The sequence below is a fragment of the Oceanobacillus jordanicus genome, from assembly GCF_022095695.1.
Lineage (GTDB): Bacteria > Bacillota > Bacilli > Bacillales > Amphibacillaceae > Oceanobacillus_B > Oceanobacillus_B jordanicus.
This window is the reverse complement of sequence record NZ_JAIFZM010000004.1, coordinates 230302-249957: the sequence shown is the minus strand read 5'-3', so window position 1 is coordinate 249957 and position 19656 is coordinate 230302. Positions and strand designations below refer to the sequence as shown.

Here is a 19656-nt window from a genome sequence, read left to right as displayed (position 1 = left end):
TACGGTTGAGCTTTTTGTTACGAATTATTTTTCCTCAAAAAACTTTTGGTTTATTGCGATATATGGAGTCTCTTCCTCAGGTACTTCATCTTCCATATAAATTGCTTCTACAGGACAAACTGCTTCGCAAGCACCACAATCGATGCAAATTTCTGGATCTATATAAAACATATCTTTTCCTTCTTCTATACAGTCAACAGGACAAACCTCTACACATTCGCCCGCCTTTTCTTCCTTACACGGTGAAGTTATTACAAAAGCCATAAAACCATTTCCTCCTCTAATCATTACATATCCGTTTCTAATAAGTATGCTACAAGCTATTATAACTATTTTTACCAAAAATTAAAAGAGCAAACCTTCTACCTCGACCTGTGTAGAGAAACTTTATTACTTAAGCTGTTTATGAGGGCCTATATTGTAGATGCTCCCATAGACTGACCAATTAGAAGTACATTACTAAGATTTAATGCTTTCATATAATCATCTAAGTCTTTACCATGCCTAGACATCCGGTGTCCATGATTTGGTCGATCAGAAGATCCTTGTGATCGACGATCCAGTGTTAGTACACGGTAACCAAGTTCCACAAAGAGTTTCGTTTGCATAAACCAAGTATGTCTACTTGCACGGTACCCTGCTATAAATATAACAGGGTTACCCTCCCCTTCATCAGAATAGGCCAGGTCTATCCCATCACTTGTTTTAAACACCTTCTTGAAAACTCTCCCCCTATTTTACTAGTTCGATTGGTCGCATTTTTTGTATATTATAGCATATTAGTTAAATATTCATACTATTTATAAAGTAACACAATCTACATACCTTGTATGATTCACTTTTTAAACGTATAACCATATTATTTAGTAATACATGATAAGGGAGAGAATTGCATGGAAATAACAATCCGTCAAGGGGATTCATTATGGTATTATAGCCAGTTATTTGGTATTCCCCTCGTTTTAATAGAACAATCAAATCCTGGAATATCCCCCAATCAATTATCCATAGGGCAGAATATACAAATTCCTGGTTATGTAAATGATCCCTACAACATACAGGCAAATGATACATTGTATTCTATTTCAATCCGTAATAACGTCCCTTTAGATATGTTGTTTCTAGCAAACGATTCTCTGGATCCAAGCAATTTGCAACAAGGACAATTACTACAGATCCCCCAAAAGGTTAACGCTATGCTCTTCACTGATCCGGATAGGTATACGTATGATAAGATGCTAGAAGACCTCCAAACATTACAAGAGGTATACCCTTTTATTCGGCAAAACATTATTGGGAATTCCGTGATGGGTAAAGATCTAATTGAATTGCAAATTGGTAATGGAGCGAAGCAAGTCCATTTAAATGGCTCTTTTCATGCAAATGAATGGATTACAACACCAGTTATTATGCGATTTTTAAACGAATATTCCCTCGCATTGACAAATCATCTTCCCATAAGAGGAGTATTTGCATTACCATTATTTACAGATACGACTTTCTCTATTGTTCCAATGGTTAATCCAGATGGTGTAAACCTAGTTCTTAATGGTGCTGGTGCTGCTGAGGACAGAGAAGAAGAAGTTTTGGAGATAAATAGTCAACAGGCTGATTTTTCAAACTGGAAGGCGAATATTCGGGGAGTCGACCTAAATAACCAATACCCAGCACTTTGGGAGGTTGAAGCTGAACGAAAACCAACTTCCCCCGAGCCTCGGGACTTCCCGGGCTATGCCCCTTTAACTGAACCTGAGGCGATAGCAATGGCAGAATTAGCAAGGCAACGTGATTTTGTGCGTGTGAATGCTTTACACACACAGGGAGAAGAAATTTATTGGGGGTTTGAAGGGTTTGAACCACCAGAATCAGAACAAATTGTGATGGAATACGCACGAGTTAGCGGTTACGAGCCTATCCAGTATATAGATAGTTATGCAGGCTATAAGGATTGGTTTATTCAAGAGTTTCAACTCCCAGGATTTACAATAGAATTAGGCAGTGGAGTGAACCCACTACCCATTGAACAATTTGAAGATATCTACCAAGAAACCCTCGGAATCATGCTTGCAAATCTTTATTTATAAACCAGTTCGAAGAGACTCGGTTAAAAAAATAAGAGGTAAAAATAACAAGGGGGCTCCCCTGTTATTTTACCTCTTCAAAGTAATCTTTACGAAAACCGCCAATGCGATTACTGTTATCCATGATGAAATAAAACTCATCTGTTTCATTTTTTACGTCATAAACTTCTCCTGGAGTTAACTTATGATGTACGATAAACTTTTTAGCATCCGCATGGACACATTTTATTTGTTTTTTTGTTTGTCTTTTATCCCAATCTAAATGAATCATGCTTGTTTCCTCTCTTTGTTTACATAATATTATTATGGTTTACTTGAATAAATAAAGAAACTTTTTGTAACCTTCTTCATCCATTTTACTTACAGGTACAAATCTCATAGCAGCTGAGTTCATACAATATCGCAGCCCTCCCGCTTCCATTGGACCGTCTTCGAAGACATGTCCAAGGTGAGAATCGGAATCTTTACTTCTTATTTCTGTACGCCTCATGCCGTGTGTAGTGTCTGTTTTCTCCTCCACTTGATTTTTATCAATTGGCTTGGTAAAGCTTGGCCACCCACACCCTGCATCATATTTATCTTTAGAAGAGAATAATGGCTCACCTGTAATAACGTCGACATAAATTCCCTCTTCTTCATTATTCCAATAGTCATTTTGAAAAGGTCTTTCCGTCCCGTTTTCTTGGGTAACATGATATTGAATAGGAGTGAGTTTTTGTTTAAGCTCCTCTTTGTCAATAGCTTTCTTCCATGTGTTTTTTATAAAGTCTTCTCTTCCCGATCCTTTTTTGTACAGTTTATAATGAAACGACTGTTTCTTATAGTAATCTTGATGGTTCTCTTCCGCTAAATAGAATGGTTTTGCTGGAAGAATTGGTGTAACAATGGGCTTAGAGAATTTTCCACTCTGCTCTAATTCTTTTTTAGACTGCTCTGCTTGTTGTTTTTGTTGCTCGTTATGGTAAAAGATAGCGGTTTGATAAGATTCCCCGCGATCGTTAAATTGCCCTCCGGCATCAGTTGGATCGATTTGTTGCCAGAATGTACGAAGTAATTGCTCATATGGCATGACTTCTGGATCAAAAGTAATTTCTATAGCTTCCACATGGCCTGTCGTATCAGAACAAACTTGTTCGTATGTTGGGTTTTCTACATGTCCCCCTGTATATCCTGATACTACGCGATGAATCCCTGGCCTCTGATCAAATGGTTCTACCATACACCAAAAGCAACCCCCGGCAAATGTTGCAGTTTCTTTATTTGAACTCATGCTATTACCTCCATTGCTGATTTCAGCTTACCTCTATTTTTCCGTTTCTTATTAAAAAAATCAAGTCGGGGGCCTTATTTTTTTTAAAAAAATAGAATTGGCTTTGAATCACCGCTCGTTTCTTTCTTTTTTCGTATGCTGGGTTGACTATTTGTGGTTTGTTCTTTCCTTTGCTTTTGATCTTCTAAATTGTTTGGAGCATCCTTGGATTCTTTATCATCTGCTTCCATATCTTTAAAAGCTTTCATCATACGATACATAGATGGCAGGTTCTTTACCATTGGACCGTATTCCTGCACAATAGGTGCGGTAGACTGTACGACTTTTAAAACTTGCTGCACATTATTTAAAGTCGAAGATAGTCCTCCCACCCCTTTATTTATTAATCCCACAGATCCTTGTTGGTTTGTAAATTTGCCTAAAAGTGATGGTAATCCTTGTCTAGTTGGACCTGAATTTTGATTGGGAAACATAAATGGATTAGAACTTGGACCTGATGGACGTTGGAATGGCTGGTTCCGAGGTGATGGAAATACCATGCTGCACTTCCCCTTTGTTATATGAATTTTGACTTTGCATCACTAATAGAATACGTTGCATTAACAAAATGGTGTAGGCTAAGAAATAGGGGAAATAATTTAATGGAATATTTCCCGGGCAACCGCATGATTCAACAGTTTCTCGCCGGTGAAGTAGCTTAATTTGTCGAAAGGGGAACAATTATGGTCGGATATTAATTCCTTCCTTAATTATAAAGACTACTACCGCTTTTCTAAACTCGTGTATTTTTTGATCAAACGTTTGTTTGAAGTGTTATTAAATAAAAAAAGCTGCCTTTTAGACAGCTCCTCCACTCATTGTAAATTTTATTTTTTATAATCGTCCCACAACGCATCAAAGGTCACCAACGCCGCAGCAAAAGGACTGTTCCATTCGAGGTAGCTACTTAACTCATCGTAGTCTGTAGAATGTCGGGGAAAGTTATGGTCGTAAAATGCCCAGTCCGCCAACTGTGAATTATCGTCAGGCTTTTTCTTCCCACGATAGGTCATTAAATAATGATAAAAAGAGCGCATGTTTATCCCTCCTCTGTTACAGCTCCTCCTGATCCATAAATTCTTGATGCCTTTTTAGCTTCTTCCGATAAACGAATGCTGAAAGACGTATACTGATTTCATAGAGAAGAATTAATGGTACTGCTACAACGAGTTGTAGTAAGAAATCAGGTGGCGTGACAATTGTACCAATAATAATCAAAATTAAATAGGCGTATTTTCGGCTCTTGCGCATAAATTCAGGTGTTAGAACGCCAATTGTTGTTAGAAACATTGCAATGATTGGAATTTCAAAAAGGATCGCAAATGGCAACGTAACACGCAACATAAATTTAAAGTATTTCTCGGTTGTAAACATCTCATTAAACATACCTTCACTTAAACCAAGTAAAAAAGGCAGAATTAATTCAACGAATAAGTAATAGCCAAATACTAAACCGGCAATAAACAATAAGAATACAGCAGGTATGTATGCCATGGATGCCTTTCTCTCAAGGTCTGTTAATCCAGGTTTAATAAATGCCCAAATCTGGTATGTCAAGACTGGTATTGTACCAGCGATTGCCACAAGGCTTGCCATGGTAAAATAAAGCCAAATTGTTTCACCAGGGCTAATAATGTTTAGCTGAAAACTGAGATCTGCTGTGAAAAAATGATAGATGTCCTTCACATAAATAAATCCCAAAGCGAAAAAGGCTACAAAGAAAACTGCTGTAACAATTATTCTATTTCTCAACTCTGTTAGATGTCCTGTTACGTTCATTTCCTTCTCATGTAAATCTGTACTGTTGTCTGACATATTCCACACTCCTGAATTATATCTTAGCAGACACAAAAGAAGATGCAAGGGTATGTACCTTACACCTTCATTCATTAATTTTTAGTTGATGTATGAGTATTACTTTTGTTTGTGGTTTCTTCATCTGAAACAATATCTCTTGTAGCATTTTTAAATTCTTTCAGAGAACTTCCAAAAGCTTTGCCGATTTCTGGTAGCTTAGAAGGTCCAAAAACAATTAAAGCAACAATTAAAATTAATATTAAGCCCGGGATGCCGATACTACTGAACATTTCATTTCACTCCCAAGTTTTATTTTGTTTCACTTTTAGTGACTTCTTTTTCATCGTATGAGTCATCGTTAGTTAGGTCACGGGTTGACTTGCGAAACTCACTTAATGACTGTCCCGCTGCTTTCCCTATTTCTGGAAGTTTTTTCGGACCAAAGATAACAAGTGCTATGATAAGGATAAGAATCAATCCAGGAAATCCAATACTTGAAAACATCTAAACACCTTCTCTACTCTTTAAAGTTATGTCTTGATGATACAGACTTGTTTCCCTTAGTTTACCATGGAAGCCCATAGACGAACAAGCTTTTATGTGTCTCTTCTTAGTTTAATCACTTTAAATTATTTCATTCACTTTTACAGTCAATCATTTAACCCGATCATATTGTATGAAGTAGTAATCATAAGGATTACTCTCGTCCTTTTCTCCTTTTACCTTGGATGTCTCTTCCCAATCCTCATAAGAGATTTCAGGAAAGTAAGTATCACCCTGGAAGGCTTCATCAATTAACGTAATATACATTCGGTCAGCAAATGGCAGTACTTGCTCAAATAAACGGCCACCACCGATAACAAAGTATTCTTTTTCAGGGTTCATTTTGTTCCATTCCTTGATGGTGTCAACGCTCGAAATACAAGTAACTTCTTTTTCTAACTCTGAAGAGCTGGTGATCACAATATTTTCTCTTTTGGGTAGCGGAAATCCTATTGATTCAAAGGTTTTTCTACCCATGATAATTGTATTGCCTAACGTTTTTTCCTTAAAGAATCGTAAATCTTTAGGTAAATGCCATGGAAGATCATTGTTTCGTCCAATCAGGTTGTTGCGATCCATCGCCAATAACAAAGATATCATTCTATTCCCTCCTTTTCTCCCTAAACTGCGATTGGTGCTTTAATAGACGGATGAGGATTATAATTTACTACAGCAAAATCACTCATCTCAAAGTCGAAGATAGACTGCTTGTCCCCCGTAATGTTTAACTCAGGCATACTCCGAACATCTCTGTCTAATTGTGTCTTTACCTGCTCAACATGGTTTAGATAGATATGCGCATCCCCTAAGGTATGAACGAATTCGCCAACTTCAAGGCCACATTCATATGCAATAAGATGTGTTAGCAGAGCATAACTTGCGATGTTAAATGGTACACCTAAAAAGACGTCGGCACTTCGCTGATATAGTTGGCAAGATAGTTTTCCATCTGCTACATAAAATTGAAATAAGGTGTGACATGGCGGTAAAGCCATTGTTGGTACATCCTCAGGATTCCAAGCAGACACGATATGCCGTCGGGAATCAGGGCTATGTTTAATAGATGTAATGACATCTTTTAACTGGTCAATGGTTGTATCGTTTGAGGTTTTCCATTCTCTCCATTGTTTCCCATATACGGACCCTAAACTTCCATACTTGGCAGCAAAAACATCATCGTGCAATACATTTTGCTTAAAAAGATTCATTTGCTCCATATATTGCGCTTTGAATGCATCGTCCACCTGACTACGGTTTCCGAAGTCCTTCATATCAGGTCCTTTATATTCTGTGCTATTAACCCACTTTTCGAAGGCCCACTCATTCCAAATATTATTATTATGCTCTAAAAGATAACGTATATTGGTGTCACCTTTTATGAACCATAACAGTTCAGAAGCAACAAGGCGAAAAGGAACCTTTTTAGTAGTTAATAGTGGAAATCCTTTACTAAGATCAAATCGCATTTGATGACCAAAAACAGAGTATGTTCCAGTGTTCGTCCGGTCCTCCTTTTTTGTTCCGTGCTCCAAAATATGTTTACACAAATCTAAGTAAGCTTGTTCACCAGTTATCATTATGATCTCCCCACTTCAATAATCTCAAATTAATGTTTATTGTAACATAAACGTAACGCATGAAAATATAATTTTCTACATAAATCTGTTAAGAGCTTTCATATCGGGAAAGGGGATTGTTGCATGCTGAATGGAACAATGGAACATGTGGTAAAGCATTCCATATTATGTAGTTATGTACTTAGTCAGCCGCTTGTTACTTACGTCGATGCATACCCTGAACTGCAAAATAAAATATTAATGGAAACAGAACAGCTAGAGTTTGGAGAACACGGAGAGTCTATTAAACTTCTGCAGAAAAAGCTTAATAAGCTAGAATATTTTGATACTGAATTAGATGGAGAATATGGTGTTTTAACCGCCCATGCTTTAAAAAACTTTCAAGCAGATTATAATATAACAATTAACGGTCAAGCAGATGAACAAACCATCCAGGCCTTGATTGATACTGAAAAAGATCTCTATTTAAAACAAATCCAAAGTCTTTCCACAGAAGTATATCCAGGTTTAACAGGAGAAAATGTAGAAACAGTTCAAAACGCCCTTCAGTATTTTGGTTATTATAAAGGAAATATCGATGGTATATATGGACCGCTTACGAAAGAAGCACTTGTTACCGCAAGCAATGAACATGATGGTATTGAGTTGGCCGAAGCTCCAGCCGTAAAGGTGACAATCCAAAACAAGGTTGAATCAGAAGTAGTAAAGCCTCAAGTAAGTAACGCTGGTGAAAAGGAAATTGTTAAAGAAGAAAAAGAGGAAGAAAAAAAGCAGGTAGTTGTCGAAGGAATCAACGGTGGAAGCATCGTTGCCCAGGCGCACTCCTTTGTTGGTGTTCCCTACGTATGGGGCGGCACTACACCAGCAGGTTTTGACTGTAGTGGTTTTATCCAATATGTGTTCAACCTACAGGGGATCGAAACTCCTAGAACGGTAAGTGATATGTGGAATTTTGCTACACCTGTCGATTCAAAGTCTGTTGGAGATTTGGTTTTCTTTGAAACCTATAAACCAGGTCCCTCCCATATGGGAATATATATTGGGGATGGGAAATTCATTCACGCTGGTGAATCGCGCGGAGTTGAGGTCACGAACTTAAATAATGAGTATTGGAAAGAAAAGTATATTGGGTCCAAACGGGTTATGCAATAGATAGGATATGTTCGGATAAAAAATAGCAGATTACATATACTAAGCTATCAAAAGAATAAAAGGTGGGTTCTATGACAGGCCTCTTATTGAAATTAATCATCACACCGTTGGGAATTGTTGTTTCATCCTGGATCTTGCCAAATGTGCAATTTGCTGCCTGGTATCAGCCGATTTTGTTGGGAGCAGTGTTAGCTGTTATTGGTTTTATGGGAGAGCTTATGTTTCTTGGTAGAAAAACGAAAGGCTTTGTTCTAGCAATGGATTTTGTTATATCTGCTGCCGGGATATATATTGGGGCATGGGTGTTTGCAAACACTGGTGTAACCTTACTTGGAGCTATTCTAACAGCAGTCATTCTCGTTATTACTGAGATCTTTCAACATAATTGGCTAATTAATAGTGGAAGAATAAAGAAAGAAGGCATCTTGCGCTAAAAAGGTCTATAAAGATAAAAAGAGCATATGTTAGAAAGAGCAGGCACCGTTGTAAGGATGCCTGCTCTTTCTAATTTTACTACTACCATTCTTGATGAAATTTCTCCAAAAATTGCTGCATAAATTGATGTCGATCCTCTGCTAGTGATTTTGCAGTACTCGTATGCAAGGTTGATTTCAGTTTTAATAATTTATCATAGAAATGTTGAATCGTATTATCATTATCCTGTTCATGGTACATAAATTTCCCTCTTGCCCCACCAAAGGTAAAAGCTCTAGCAATACCAATAGCACCTATGGCGTCAAGGCGGTCGGCATCCTGAACAATTTTACCTTCCAGCGATGTTGGTATTTTACCTTTGCTAAACGAAATTGTGTTGATTGCTTTTATAATAGCTTCTATATCGGGTTTAGTTAATGGAAGAGACTCTAAAAAGTTTTCTAATGCTTGTATTGCAGACTCTTCATTTTCAACAAGCTTATGATCTGCCACATCATGTAACCATGCAATAGCCTCACAACGGAATAGATTAGCATCTTCTTCCCTAGCGATTTCCATCGCCATACGGGTTACGCGTTGTAAATGATAAAGGTCATGGCCTGTTCGTTCATTATTAAAGGAGTTCGTTACATACTGGCGAATTGCAGTTAATTGTTCATGTTTCTCCATTAGAATAACCCTACTATCTTGTCGTCTTCAGTCACATCCATGTTTAATGCAGCAGGATGCTGTGGTAAGCCTGGCATTGTCATTACATCCCCTGTTAACACCACAATGAATTCGGCTCCAACAGAAGCTCGTAATTCCCGTATGTCAATTGTAAATCCTGTTGGTCGTCCGACCTGTGAAGGATCATTAGACAAAGCATATTGGGTTTTTGCCATGCAAACAGGCAATTTTCCCCAACCTAATTTTTCAAAAAATACTAATTGGGAGCGAGCTTTTGTGCTTAATACGATGTCATCTGCTCCGTAGATAGTTTGGGCTACACTTCTTATTTTTTCTTCTAGAGGATCCTGTAGATCGTACGTATATTCTAAGTTTGTAGCCGGACCTTCCGCTTTTTTGATGACTTTTTCTGCTAAGTCGATGCCACCTGCTCCGCCGTTCTTCCATACATCTGTTAGTGCTACTTCTACTTTATTCGTGGAGCACCATTCTTTCAAAAAGTCTATTTCCTTTTGAGTGTCCGTCGGAAATTTATTAATTGCTACAACATACGGAAGGCCGAATGATTCAATTGTCTCTATATGTTTCTTTAAGTTTTCGACCCCACTTGCAATTGCTTCAACATTTTCGGTTGTTAGTTCACTTTTCCCAACGCCGCCATGCATTTTCAAAGCGCGGATGGTAGCGACAATGACTACAGCACTAGGTTGGATGCCTCCAGCACGTGACTTAATGTTTAAAAATTTCTCTGCACCGAGATCCGCTCCAAATCCAGCCTCAGTAACAACATAGTCCCCTAGCTTTGCTGCTGTTTTGGTTGCAATGATACTATTACAGCCATGAGCAATATTAGCAAATGGACCACCATGAATGATAGCAGGCGTGTTTTCGGTTGTTTGGACGAGATTAGGCTTTAATGCATCTTTTAGTAGTACAGTTAATGCCCCCTCTGCATCTAAATCCTCAACAGTAACTGGCTTTTCTTCGTAGGTATAGCCAATTACAATCTTTTTAAGCCGGCGTTTTAAATCCTGAAGGTCCTTTGCCAAGCATAAAACAGCCATGATTTCCGAGGCAACCGTAATACTAAAAGCATCTTCTCTTGGAACGCCTTTGGTAGGTCCACCTAGTCCTACCACAACTTGGCGTAATGCTCTATCATTCATATCAAGTACCCTGTTCCATTCCACTCTTCTTGGATCGATTTGTAGATTGTTTCCTCTATGTATATGATTATCAATAAGCGCAGACAACGCGTTATTCGCTGTTGTGATAGCATGTAAGTCTCCCGTAAAGTGCAGGTTGATATCCTCCATTGGAAGAACTTGAGCATATCCTCCACCAGCAGCGCCACCTTTTAATCCCATTACAGGTCCAAGGCTCGGTTCACGTAACGCAATAATTGCCTTTTTTTCAAGTTTATTTAATGCTTGTCCCAAACCTACTGTTACGGTCGATTTTCCTTCACCTGCTGGAGTGGGATTAATAGAGGTGACTAAAACTACTTTCCCATCGGGCTGTTCCTCTAACTTTTCTAAGAGACCTGTGGAGAGCTTTGCCTTTGTTCTTCCATAAGGTTCCCAGTCTTCTTCTGATAAGCCAAGATCTGTTACAATGTCGTGAATCGGTTTTAAAGTTGTTTCCTGTGCAATTTCAATGTCTGATTTCACTCTCTTATTCCTCTTTTCTATTTGCTGGTTTGTCGAAATGTAGAAGATTATTTTGAAATGGTTACATTATACCTGTATTTTAAAAAAATTCCTAGAAAATCATTTAAATATACAGTCTATTTCTTGACTGACATGTCTATATAAGCTATATTAGACACAAGCAAAGAAGATGTATGGATCCTTTATGACACAGGCAGCTTCTATAGAAGTGGATGTAACGTGATCCTACACTTCTATAGAAGCTGCCTTCATTTATGTCTATAAATCTGCTTTGTATTAACACGTTTCTAATTTCGAACGTGAAAGTTTCTAGGAGGATTATATTCATGGAAAACGGAGTAGTAAAATGGTTTAACGCAGAGAAAGGCTACGGTTTCATCCAATTAGAAGAAGGAAATGATGTATTCGTACATTATTCTGCAATCCAAGAGGAAGGCTTCAAATCATTAGAAGAAGGACAAGAAGTATCCTTTGAAATAGTTGAAGGCGAACGTGGACCCCAAGCTGCAAATGTAACAAAAAAATAAGTGAACGTATATAGAAGCGGTAATCTGTAAAAGGATTACCGCTTTTTCTGGTTTATCTCTTTCGTGCATTTAGCTAAAATATGCTATAATAATATTTTCGCGGTTCGCAAACTCCCGCGTTATCAAAACTAAGGAGGCATTTACATGTCAAATGAACTTATATGGATTTTGTTTGCACTAATCAATTTTTCTTGTTTACTCTTGTTTTATCGTTTATTTGGTAAAACGGGACTATTTGTATGGATTGGGATGTCAACTGTTGTCGCCAACATGCAAGTACTAAAAACGGTTGAACTGCTCGGTCTGACAGCAACACTAGGGAATATCATGTATGGAACAGCATACCTTGCAACCGACATTATCAACGAAAAATATGGTAAGAAAGAAGCTAAAAAAGCCGTCTGGCTTGGGTTTGCTACTTTAATTACCATGACCGTTGTAATGCAGTTCGCACTAGCGTTTCAACCAGCAGCTGATGATATTGCGCAAGGATCACTTGCCACCATCTTCGGCTTAGTAGTTCGTGTCGCTGCCGGAAGCCTCGCAGCATATATTATTAGTCAATATTTTGATGTATGGATATATGACAAACTAAGAAAACTCTTTCCTTCTGACCGGCAGCTATGGATTCGAAACAATGGTAGTACTGTGATCAGTCAATTGTTGGATTCCGTCGTATTTTGTACAATAGCCTTCTACGGACAATTTCCGTTTTCTGTATGGCTGGAAATACTTTTAACGACATATGTTATAAAATTTATCGTCGCGCTCTTAGACACACCTTTTATGTATATTGCAAAAAGAATGAACAACGAAAAGGCCAGCTAATGCTGGCCTTTTGCTTTAAGCATTGGTATAGACCTTTTGTGCTCCACTTTGAATAGATTTAAAATAGATCATATATAAAAAGGGGAAGACACACGCCGTGATATAAGCACCAAATAAGAAGGAAATAAAAGCAATTTCCAATAATGTAATAACATATTCAGGTTGTTTTACATATTTGTACGGCCCTTGTTTAAACAATCTTACCCTTGGTAATGTAATCTTCTTTGCGTTCCAGAACATTCCTGCAGATCGAATGCACCACCATTTCCCATTAAGAATGATGACACAGCAAACAAAGAAGAACATATTAAAGGTGACGGTTGATTGACGTAAAAATATCAATTCAAACAGAATGGCACCATAGCTTAAATACTGCACAATTAATAAGCCGCGATAATGCTTTTCGATGGAGCTTCTCCCCCCTTTTTCTAAAAGCCATCGTTCATTTCTGCTAGAAATTTGCTTGGTAGCAATTCTTTCTACTACTAATCCGACGATTGCAATCCACATCCAGGATACTATCACCAAAACCCTCTCCTCTACTTTTTCTGTTTAGTATTTGCATTAGGTTGTTAATTTATGAAGTCGGATTACAAGCAATTTCAAATGTGTTTGTTTCCTTTTGTATTCGTAAATTATCCATATAAAAAGAGACAGTCAACGTAGTGCTGACTGTCTCTCCTTTGGATCATTTAGAAATCGATGTCTCCCTTAATGCCCGCTCCTCTGCTGGGATACGGATTAGGAGGAGGATAATATGCAGGATCGGGAATATAATACTGGTCAAATAGGCTTGAAACATAATGGGTATAATAAAGAGCTCTATCCCAACCACAACGTAATTAGGATGTGAGATGTATTTATATGGACCCGTTTTAATCAATGGGTAGTTTGGTGAAACAATAATCTTTGTGTTCCAGAACTTCCCTAGTGATGTAATACACCACACTCGTAAAACTTGCGTTAAGATAAAGAGTGTTAGTAAAACCAGACCAGGATTTTGTACAGGTGCTTTTCTTGTATAAACTTCTAAAAGAATAGACAAGAAGAAAAGAGTATGGACAATAATAAACCATTTATAGTGTTCTTCCCCTTTTTCCACACCTCCATGTGCTTTGAGCCAAAGCTCATTTCGTTTGGCGATGTTTACCTCTACTAGCCTTTGAACAACAAGATAAATAAATATGACCCATAAAAATACTGGTAACATTTATGTCCACTCCAGTAACAACAATTCTGAGCTAAAGCCAGGTCCGAGAGCAGAAAGTATACTTTTTGCTTTCGCAGGGTTCTGCTCCTTCATTACTTCATTTAAGACATAGAAAACGGTAGCAGAAGACATATTTCCATGGTTTTTTAAAACATGATAAGAATGCTTCAGTTTTGTTTTCGATGTTTCCAGGACCTCCTCCATCGCTTCCAGCACTTTTTTACCACCAGGATGGGCGATATAGGAATGGATCATGCCTTCTTCAAGTTCCCTTTCTTTAAAAAAAGCTGAACTATGTTCCCTCCAAAAAGAATCTACCAAGGATGGAATGCTTCTAGAAAAGATAACTTCTAATCCTTGATCTGTTACATCCCAACCCATCACATCCGTGCTATGTTTTTTCGTCCGGGAACTCGTATGCAAGATTTTAGCAGGGCTTGTTTTAAGATGGCTTCGATAAGGAGACGTCTCTCCCATTAATAAGACAGCGGCTGTTCCGTCACCGAATAAAGCACTTCCTATTATATTGCTTTTTTTCAGGTCGCTTCTTTGAAAGGTTAAACTACATAATTCGCAACATACAATAAGTGCAGTTTTATCTGGGTTTGCTGTAATCCAATCATGAGCTCGGGACAGGGCAATAGCTCCCCCTGCGCAACCTAGCCCCCATAAAGGCATGCGTTTTATATCACTGCGAAAATCTCGCTGATTATACAAGTAGGTATCAATAGAAGGTGTCGCTATTCCAGTACTAGAAACAAATAAAATCATATCAATAGCATCATAGGGAACTTCCTTTTTTAAGAATGTTTTATTAGCTAAGCAATTGTCAATCGCTTCTAGGGAAGTTGTCACAGCATGTTGTTGATAAAGATCGTTTCGTTCTTTAAAGCTATGGTCTGCCTGAAACCAGTCTCTATTTACAACAAATTGTCTCGTGGCAACCTCAGCATTTTTAAAAACAGGAAGTAGCCTTGTGATATGTCTACTGGAACTACGGAAAATACCTTGAACGAGTTCCGTAATCTCTTCTTGTTGTATCGCATTGGGGGGAACTCCTAACCCAGTTGAACAAATGTATGTCATAACGCACCTTCCAACAGTTTATTCGTTTAAAATTGATAGATACCGCTATATTTCTTCGTTAAATAGTCGACGAGATACCTTGCATCCAATGCTTCACCCGTCACATCGTTGACTATCTCCAATGGCTTTTTCATTTTTCCATATTGGTGAACATGTTTGGTAAACCACTCTCTAATTTGATCGAATTCCCCTGAGGCAATAAGGTTGTTCACATTCATTTCCTTGTTCAATGTATGGTTAAATTGAGCAGCATACATATAACCAAGAGCATAAGATGGGAAATATCCAAAATCTCCTCCGGACCAATGAATGTCCTGTAGTACACCTTCTTTATCTGAAGGCGGTACTATCCCTAAATAATCTTTCATTTTTTCATTCCACAAACCAGGCAAATCTTTCACGTCTATCTCGCCGTTAATGAGTGCTTTCTCAAGTTCATATCGAATCATGATATGAAGTGGATAAGTTAATTCATCTGCCTCTATGCGAATAAAGGAAGGTTTAACTTCATTTACAGCTCGGTAAAATTGATTTAATGGGACAGACTGAAACGCCTCTGGGGCATAATTTTTAAATAACTCATAATGACTAGACCAGAATGATTCACTTCTACCTACAAAGTTTTCCCAAAATAAGGATTGTGATTCATGAATTCCCATAGAAGTTCCAGTAGCCAGTGGAGTACTTGCCAAATTGGGGTTTATATTTTGTTCGTAAAGCGCATGCCCACCTTCGTGGATTGTACCAAAAACAGCCATAAGAAAATCTTCTTCATCATATCTAGTCGTTACGCGAACATCATTAATGTTTAGTGAAATAGCAAAAGGATGTATGGTTTCGTCAAGCCTTCCAGAACTGAAATCATACCCCATTCTTTCTAATATATCTAACGTAAAAGCTTCTTGCTTTGTTTTGGGGAAATGTCCTTTGAGCACTTGTGGGTCTGGTTTCACAGTGCTTTGATTGATTTTATCCAGCAAACTTGTTAGCGAATTACGTAACGCAGGGAACACTTGATCTAAAGTTTCTGTTGTGACACCTGGTTCATAATTATGTAATAATGCATCGTAAATATTTTTCTCATATCCCCAGTAATTAGCAAATTTCTTATTATAGTCAACAAGCTTTTCTAAGTATGGCTGAAAAAGCGTAAAGTCTGACTTTTCACGTGCTTCTTGCCAGATTGCCTCGGATTTAGATTGGAGCATTACATATTCTTTAAATTCATCATGCGGGATTTTGCGATTTCTCTCGTAATTCTGCTCACATTCTTCAACCGTTTTACGTACAATCTCGTCTTTTGTATTATCCTTCAGTACGTCTATGAAGTATTTCATCTTCTCGGATGTTTCAAGTTGGTGAAGCTTCTCAGCTAGGAAACCAACTACTTCTGAGCGCTGCTCCACTCCCTTCTTTGGGATCTTTGTTCTCATGTCCCAATGAGCAAGGGCTATTGCTTCCTTATAAGCGCTCTGTTCTTTTAGCAGTTCTTTAAAGTCCTTCTCGATTAAATATGTGTTCTCCAATTACTTCTCCCCCTTGGTTTTCCTTCCAAAGTATTGGTAATAGTCTGTTTTTATAAACCCATTAAATAGTTTACGCTTTTTGGTAGCGGTTTTTCCATATTGTTTCTCAAATTTTTCAAAAGCAGTTAGGATATAAACACTCCAGCTAGGATGCTCTTCCATAACAGATCCAAAGTCATGATAAATCTTCGCTACCGCTTCCTTGTCGCTAAGTCGTTGCCCATATGGAGGATTGCCAATGATATACCCATTTTCTTTTTTAATAGATAAATCCTTAACTTGCATTTGCTTCCAAGAGATTAAGTCACCAAACCCTGCTTCCGTGGCATTTCCTTCCGAAATTTTAATTAGCTTATGGTCAATATCGGACCCCGTAATGTCAATTTTCTGGTCATAATTTGCCTTGTCCTCTGCTTCTTCAATAGCCTTTTCCCAATGTTTTGCTTTAATAAGCGACCAACCTTCTGAAGCGAATTCTCTATTGAAGCCAGGAGCGATATTCTGCCCAATCATAGCAGCTTCAATCGGAATCGTACCCGAACCACAAAATGGATCAATTAATGGATACTCAGCTTTCCAGTTCGTCAGCAATACGAGCGCTGCAGCCATTGTTTCTTTAAGTGGAGCCTCTCCTTGGCCAATTCTATAGCCTCTTTTGTGGAGACCTACACCAGATGTGTCAATGGTTAGTATTGCCTCATCCTTTAATAAGGAAACCTCAACCTTGTAAAGAGCCCCTGTCTCTGGCATTTTAGAGGCAACACCATGCTTTAGCTTAAGTCGTTCTGCAATTGCTTTTTTGGTAATAGCTTGACAATCTGGAACGCTAAATAATTTGGATTGGACCGATTTCCCTGATACCGGAAACTGTCCTTCTTCAGAAATATAGTACTCCCATGGTAAGGCCTTCGTTGCTTCAAATAACTCATCAAACGTATAAGCCTTAAATCTTCCTACAAGTAATCGGACCCTATCTGCTGTTCTGAGCCATAGGTTACACCGTGGAATAGCAGAAACCGGTGCTTCAAATACAACGCGGCCATTCTCTACTTGTACTTCATACCCCAAGCTTTTTACTTCGTTCGCAACAATTGATTCAAGTCCCATTGCTGCAGTTGCAATCAATGTAACATTCTGCATGTAATGTATCCTTTCATATCTCGAAATTAATTCTTTTTTAGTTTATCATAATCCTCTGTAAAAGATGAATCCATATCCATTGAGTTGACAGCTTACTATCCGGCATAATGGGCTTGAGGAGCACCTCATCAACAACTTGTTAACTAAAAGCTTATTCGCTATTTATTATGGACATATAGGATGCTGATCTAATCCTATATAATAAAGACTCATATAATATTAAAAAAACCTTGCTCACAGTATTGCTGTAAGCAAGGTTTTCATTTCTGTTATAGTAGACCAATAAATACTCGATAAGCCATGTTCTGTCGCCAACGTACTACAAGTGGTGGTCAGCCTCGTACATTGGTTGTAATCATCTATCTACAAGTGTAAAACTTGTCCCTACTTCGGTTCATTTCCCTACTGAAGGATGCCCCTACCAAAATTTGGGTTGCTCACTCGTGGGGTTTACCTCGTTCCACCTGAATCGTTTCCCATTCAGCTACGTCACTGTGGCACTTTCAAGGTACGTATCCCATATCCGAAGACTTAGGAATACCTCCTGCCGTTAACCATGATGGTTACCTTGACTTATGAATTCGTCAAGCACGAACACTACAAACATCTCAGTTTGTGTGAGCATGGACTTTCCTCTGCATGTAGCATGCAGCGATTACCTGAGTATTTATATCCAGTTTCACTATTGTACCATTTTTTCGCTGAATCGACAAGTTCTGCTTACATAAACCTAGTTATCCGTTTCTGCAAACTTTTTACCAAAAACAGCTTTCTCCAAGTTAGATAATCTTTTTAAAACATCATAATTCATTTGTGGCGCTGGTTGTGTAGATCGGCTTCTAGTTTGATCTGATGTTGTTTTCTTAAGTCGCTCATTCTCCTGTTGAAGACGGTCAATTTCTTGCTTGAATAGATCGTAATCTTGAATGATTTTGTCTAGGAACTCGTCCACTTCTTCCTGATTGTATCCTCGCATACCTGTTTTAAATTCTTTCTCAAGTATGTCTTTCCCACTAAATTGAACTTGACTTAAACTCAATCTTATCACCTCATCCTATTTACATGCCTATTTTTCCAAAATACAAACTTATTGTCAATGTAAAGTCTATTTATCCGAAACTTATTTTATACATCGATATCCAAATTGAATGTTTCGCATACCTACATGGTACCAGTTTACTAATAAAAAAGGAACCTGAAAGATCAGCTCCCTTACTTTTCGTTCTATAACATGCATTGCATTATTCATTAAAGGAATATCATCAATCCTGATAGCAGATTTATGTAAAGAAAAGATTACTTCTCCATATCGGATTGGTGAAAAGAGAATGGAAGCAGTTCCTCCATAGTCACAGTTTTAACCATTTTTTCATTGTTCGTCAAGTGGATCACCATTTCACTATCAAAAAACTCACTCATCACTTGTCGACAAGAACCGCAAGGCGGCACTGGACGTTTCATGTCAGCTGCTACAGCCATTTCTGTGAATTCTCTTTCGCCATCTGAGATTGCTTTGAAAATGGCCACTCTTTCAGCACAACACGTTACTGGATATGCTGCATTTTCAATATTACAGCCAGTATAAAGCTTACCAGACTTCGTTAACAAAGCAGCCCCGACGGGAAATGAGGAATATGGGATGTAAGCTTTTTCTCTCATCTTCAATGCTTCTTCAATCAATTTATCTTTCGTCATTTTGTATCCCCCAGTATCATTCTTAATTTATGTAAAACGGTATTATGCTTGGGACAACTCCCGATGGATTTGATCCAGTACATAGTGGATAGAATTGTTTAATTCCATATACCGTTTCCTTCTCGCATCAATATAGTAGCTATGCATAAGCATTAACTCCATGTTCTCTCTCGTGGAAGTTACTTGGTGTGGGTGTATCTGTACCTCCCTGTTCTTTACCGCCTCTAATGCGGACTTCTCCCATTGGTTAAGGAGCTCATAAACAGGTTCTGTTTCCTGCTTAACCTGTAAAAAAAATTCTCTATCTTTTTTATTTTCAGGTGGCTCACTGTATTCAAATTTGTCTTTCAGCGTGATTAGATATTGCTGAAGTTTCTCTGTTTGTTCGAGTAAAATCATATTAAAACAACC

The 19656-nt window shown here is 38.1% G+C and carries 26 protein-coding genes and 1 other RNA gene; 5 read left to right on the top strand and 22 right to left on the bottom strand.

All coding sequences use genetic code 11. The annotated features are described in order from the left end of the window. Nucleotides 1-24 precede the first annotated feature (24 nt). Nucleotides 25-264 carry an indolepyruvate ferredoxin oxidoreductase subunit alpha gene (locus K3T81_RS07100; RefSeq protein WP_036572900.1) on the bottom strand — a complete coding sequence of 80 codons (240 nt, stop codon included), beginning with the start codon at nucleotides 262-264 and terminating at the stop codon, nucleotides 25-27. A 149-nt stretch (nucleotides 265-413) separates the two neighbouring features. Next, nucleotides 414-713 (bottom strand): alpha/beta fold hydrolase, encoded by a 300-nt coding sequence (locus K3T81_RS07095; RefSeq protein WP_238019033.1) that lies wholly within the window; start codon nucleotides 711-713, stop codon nucleotides 414-416. 180 nt (nucleotides 714-893) lie between these two features. On the opposite strand from K3T81_RS07095, the gene K3T81_RS07090 reads away from it, so the two are divergent. Next, complete coding sequence (locus K3T81_RS07090) at nucleotides 894-2084, top strand: M14 family metallopeptidase (RefSeq protein ID WP_238019031.1); 1191 nt, start codon at nucleotides 894-896, stop codon at nucleotides 2082-2084. A gap of 61 nt (nucleotides 2085-2145) precedes the next feature. Here the strand turns inward: K3T81_RS07090 and K3T81_RS07085 are convergent, their stop codons facing one another. The 9 genes from K3T81_RS07085 to K3T81_RS07045 all read right to left on the bottom strand — a co-directional run bounded on the left by K3T81_RS07085 (nucleotide 2146) and on the right by K3T81_RS07045 (nucleotide 7307). After that, nucleotides 2146-2352 (bottom strand): DUF6501 family protein, encoded by a 207-nt coding sequence (locus K3T81_RS07085; protein WP_106896765.1) that lies wholly within the window; start codon nucleotides 2350-2352, stop codon nucleotides 2146-2148. Nucleotides 2353-2391: 39 nt separating this feature from the next. Then, complete coding sequence (gene msrB, locus K3T81_RS07080) at nucleotides 2392-3351, bottom strand: peptide-methionine (R)-S-oxide reductase MsrB (protein WP_238019029.1); 960 nt, start codon at nucleotides 3349-3351, stop codon at nucleotides 2392-2394. 83 nt (nucleotides 3352-3434) lie between these two features. Beyond that, on the bottom strand, nucleotides 3435-3890 hold the full coding sequence (gene vrrA / locus K3T81_RS07075; protein WP_106896767.1) for a VrrA/YqfQ family protein: 456 nt from the start codon (nucleotides 3888-3890) through the stop codon (nucleotides 3435-3437). 327 nt (nucleotides 3891-4217) lie between these two features. After that, nucleotides 4218-4427 carry a YozE family protein gene (locus K3T81_RS07070; RefSeq protein WP_106896768.1) on the bottom strand — a complete coding sequence of 70 codons (210 nt, stop codon included), beginning with the start codon at nucleotides 4425-4427 and terminating at the stop codon, nucleotides 4218-4220. Between the two features lie 16 nt (nucleotides 4428-4443). Continuing rightward, nucleotides 4444-5205, bottom strand: a complete 762-nt coding sequence (tatC, locus tag K3T81_RS07065; protein WP_238019027.1) for a twin-arginine translocase subunit TatC — start codon at nucleotides 5203-5205, stop codon at nucleotides 4444-4446. 74 nt (nucleotides 5206-5279) lie between these two features. Continuing rightward, nucleotides 5280-5477 carry a twin-arginine translocase TatA/TatE family subunit gene (locus K3T81_RS07060; protein WP_238019025.1) on the bottom strand — a complete coding sequence of 66 codons (198 nt, stop codon included), beginning with the start codon at nucleotides 5475-5477 and terminating at the stop codon, nucleotides 5280-5282. Nucleotides 5478-5496: 19 nt separating this feature from the next. Then, complete coding sequence (tatA, locus tag K3T81_RS07055; protein ID WP_036572891.1) at nucleotides 5497-5691, bottom strand: twin-arginine translocase TatA/TatE family subunit; 195 nt, start codon at nucleotides 5689-5691, stop codon at nucleotides 5497-5499. Between the two features lie 150 nt (nucleotides 5692-5841). Further along, nucleotides 5842-6330: a dihydrofolate reductase gene (locus K3T81_RS07050; protein ID WP_106896770.1), complete on the bottom strand. Its 489-nt coding sequence runs from the start codon at nucleotides 6328-6330 to the stop codon at nucleotides 5842-5844. A 20-nt stretch (nucleotides 6331-6350) separates the two neighbouring features. Further along, nucleotides 6351-7307 carry a thymidylate synthase gene (locus K3T81_RS07045; RefSeq protein ID WP_106896771.1) on the bottom strand — a complete coding sequence of 319 codons (957 nt, stop codon included), beginning with the start codon at nucleotides 7305-7307 and terminating at the stop codon, nucleotides 6351-6353. A gap of 123 nt (nucleotides 7308-7430) precedes the next feature. Here K3T81_RS07045 and K3T81_RS07040 point away from each other — a divergent pair, with 123 nt between their 5' ends. Both K3T81_RS07040 and K3T81_RS07035 read left to right on the top strand, forming a co-directional pair. Then, a complete protein-coding gene (locus K3T81_RS07040; RefSeq protein WP_106896772.1) occupies nucleotides 7431-8459 on the top strand; it encodes a C40 family peptidase in 1029 nt (342 codons plus the stop codon). A 71-nt stretch (nucleotides 8460-8530) separates the two neighbouring features. Further along, complete coding sequence (locus K3T81_RS07035) at nucleotides 8531-8893, top strand: DUF2512 family protein (RefSeq protein WP_106896773.1); 363 nt, start codon at nucleotides 8531-8533, stop codon at nucleotides 8891-8893. An 82-nt stretch (nucleotides 8894-8975) separates the two neighbouring features. Here K3T81_RS07035 and K3T81_RS07030 read toward each other — a convergent pair whose 3' ends face one another. After that, nucleotides 8976-9563, bottom strand: coding sequence for an HD domain-containing protein (locus K3T81_RS07030; protein WP_238019023.1), 588 nt, complete (start codon nucleotides 9561-9563; stop codon nucleotides 8976-8978). Beyond that, on the bottom strand, nucleotides 9563-11233 hold the full coding sequence (locus K3T81_RS07025; protein ID WP_238019021.1) for a formate--tetrahydrofolate ligase: 1671 nt from the start codon (nucleotides 11231-11233) through the stop codon (nucleotides 9563-9565). The genes K3T81_RS07030 and K3T81_RS07025 overlap by 1 nt, the downstream gene beginning before the upstream one ends. Nucleotides 11234-11559: 326 nt before the next feature. On the opposite strand from K3T81_RS07025, the gene K3T81_RS07020 reads away from it, so the two are divergent. Further along, nucleotides 11560-11760 carry a cold-shock protein gene (locus K3T81_RS07020; protein ID WP_036572880.1) on the top strand — a complete coding sequence of 67 codons (201 nt, stop codon included), beginning with the start codon at nucleotides 11560-11562 and terminating at the stop codon, nucleotides 11758-11760. 144 nt (nucleotides 11761-11904) lie between these two features. After that, nucleotides 11905-12588, top strand: coding sequence for a queuosine precursor transporter (locus K3T81_RS07015; protein ID WP_036572877.1), 684 nt, complete (start codon nucleotides 11905-11907; stop codon nucleotides 12586-12588). A gap of 15 nt (nucleotides 12589-12603) precedes the next feature. Here K3T81_RS07015 and K3T81_RS19580 read toward each other — a convergent pair whose 3' ends face one another. The 9 genes from K3T81_RS19580 to K3T81_RS06970 all read right to left on the bottom strand — a co-directional run bounded on the left by K3T81_RS19580 (nucleotide 12604) and on the right by K3T81_RS06970 (nucleotide 19644). Then, nucleotides 12604-13113 (bottom strand): isoprenylcysteine carboxylmethyltransferase family protein, encoded by a 510-nt coding sequence (locus K3T81_RS19580; RefSeq protein WP_106896776.1) that lies wholly within the window; start codon nucleotides 13111-13113, stop codon nucleotides 12604-12606. A gap of 163 nt (nucleotides 13114-13276) precedes the next feature. Next, nucleotides 13277-13798, bottom strand: coding sequence for an isoprenylcysteine carboxyl methyltransferase family protein (locus tag K3T81_RS07005; RefSeq protein ID WP_238019019.1), 522 nt, complete (start codon nucleotides 13796-13798; stop codon nucleotides 13277-13279). Further along, nucleotides 13799-14884 carry a type III polyketide synthase gene (locus tag K3T81_RS07000; RefSeq protein WP_238019017.1) on the bottom strand — a complete coding sequence of 362 codons (1086 nt, stop codon included), beginning with the start codon at nucleotides 14882-14884 and terminating at the stop codon, nucleotides 13799-13801. Nucleotides 14885-14910: 26 nt separating this feature from the next. Beyond that, complete coding sequence (locus K3T81_RS06995) at nucleotides 14911-16410, bottom strand: carboxypeptidase M32 (protein WP_238019015.1); 1500 nt, start codon at nucleotides 16408-16410, stop codon at nucleotides 14911-14913. Beyond that, complete coding sequence (locus K3T81_RS06990) at nucleotides 16411-17550, bottom strand: THUMP domain-containing class I SAM-dependent RNA methyltransferase (protein ID WP_238019013.1); 1140 nt, start codon at nucleotides 17548-17550, stop codon at nucleotides 16411-16413. A gap of 289 nt (nucleotides 17551-17839) precedes the next feature. Next, nucleotides 17840-18217, bottom strand: an RNA gene (rnpB, locus tag K3T81_RS06985) — RNase P RNA component class B. A 63-nt stretch (nucleotides 18218-18280) separates the two neighbouring features. Further along, complete coding sequence (gpsB, locus tag K3T81_RS06980) at nucleotides 18281-18589, bottom strand: cell division regulator GpsB (protein WP_036572866.1); 309 nt, start codon at nucleotides 18587-18589, stop codon at nucleotides 18281-18283. A 257-nt stretch (nucleotides 18590-18846) separates the two neighbouring features. After that, nucleotides 18847-19245 (bottom strand): cytidine deaminase, encoded by a 399-nt coding sequence (locus tag K3T81_RS06975; RefSeq protein WP_036572864.1) that lies wholly within the window; start codon nucleotides 19243-19245, stop codon nucleotides 18847-18849. 42 nt (nucleotides 19246-19287) lie between these two features. Then, complete coding sequence (locus K3T81_RS06970; RefSeq protein ID WP_238019011.1) at nucleotides 19288-19644, bottom strand: DUF1798 family protein; 357 nt, start codon at nucleotides 19642-19644, stop codon at nucleotides 19288-19290. Nucleotides 19645-19656 lie beyond the last annotated feature (12 nt).

Coding starts and splice junctions, on each gene's coding strand:
- K3T81_RS07050 (WP_106896770.1), bottom strand. CDS start 6,330: ATGATATCTTTGTTATTGGCGATGGATCGCAACAACCTGATTGGACGA.
- K3T81_RS07020 (WP_036572880.1), top strand. CDS start 11,560: ATGGAAAACGGAGTAGTAAAATGGTTTAACGCAGAGAAAGGCTACGGT.
- K3T81_RS07005 (WP_238019019.1), bottom strand. CDS start 13,798: ATGTTACCAGTATTTTTATGGGTCATATTTATTTATCTTGTTGTTCAA.
- K3T81_RS07030 (WP_238019023.1), bottom strand. CDS start 9,563: ATGGAGAAACATGAACAATTAACTGCAATTCGCCAGTATGTAACGAAC.
- vrrA (WP_106896767.1), bottom strand. CDS start 3,890: ATGGTATTTCCATCACCTCGGAACCAGCCATTCCAACGTCCATCAGGT.
- K3T81_RS07100 (WP_036572900.1), bottom strand. CDS start 264: ATGGCTTTTGTAATAACTTCACCGTGTAAGGAAGAAAAGGCGGGCGAA.
- K3T81_RS07000 (WP_238019017.1), bottom strand. CDS start 14,884: ATGACATACATTTGTTCAACTGGGTTAGGAGTTCCCCCCAATGCGATA.
- K3T81_RS06990 (WP_238019013.1), bottom strand. CDS start 17,550: ATGCAGAATGTTACATTGATTGCAACTGCAGCAATGGGACTTGAATCA.
- tatC (WP_238019027.1), bottom strand. CDS start 5,205: ATGTCAGACAACAGTACAGATTTACATGAGAAGGAAATGAACGTAACA.
- K3T81_RS07015 (WP_036572877.1), top strand. CDS start 11,905: ATGTCAAATGAACTTATATGGATTTTGTTTGCACTAATCAATTTTTCT.
- K3T81_RS07040 (WP_106896772.1), top strand. CDS start 7,431: ATGCTGAATGGAACAATGGAACATGTGGTAAAGCATTCCATATTATGT.
- K3T81_RS07085 (WP_106896765.1), bottom strand. CDS start 2,352: ATGATTCATTTAGATTGGGATAAAAGACAAACAAAAAAACAAATAAAA.
- K3T81_RS07045 (WP_106896771.1), bottom strand. CDS start 7,307: ATGATAACTGGTGAACAAGCTTACTTAGATTTGTGTAAACATATTTTG.
- K3T81_RS06970 (WP_238019011.1), bottom strand. CDS start 19,644: ATGATTTTACTCGAACAAACAGAGAAACTTCAGCAATATCTAATCACG.
- msrB (WP_238019029.1), bottom strand. CDS start 3,351: ATGAGTTCAAATAAAGAAACTGCAACATTTGCCGGGGGTTGCTTTTGG.
- K3T81_RS07090 (WP_238019031.1), top strand. CDS start 894: ATGGAAATAACAATCCGTCAAGGGGATTCATTATGGTATTATAGCCAG.
- K3T81_RS07060 (WP_238019025.1), bottom strand. CDS start 5,477: ATGTTCAGTAGTATCGGCATCCCGGGCTTAATATTAATTTTAATTGTT.
- tatA (WP_036572891.1), bottom strand. CDS start 5,691: ATGTTTTCAAGTATTGGATTTCCTGGATTGATTCTTATCCTTATCATA.
- K3T81_RS06975 (WP_036572864.1), bottom strand. CDS start 19,245: ATGACGAAAGATAAATTGATTGAAGAAGCATTGAAGATGAGAGAAAAA.
- K3T81_RS07070 (WP_106896768.1), bottom strand. CDS start 4,427: ATGCGCTCTTTTTATCATTATTTAATGACCTATCGTGGGAAGAAAAAG.
- K3T81_RS07035 (WP_106896773.1), top strand. CDS start 8,531: ATGACAGGCCTCTTATTGAAATTAATCATCACACCGTTGGGAATTGTT.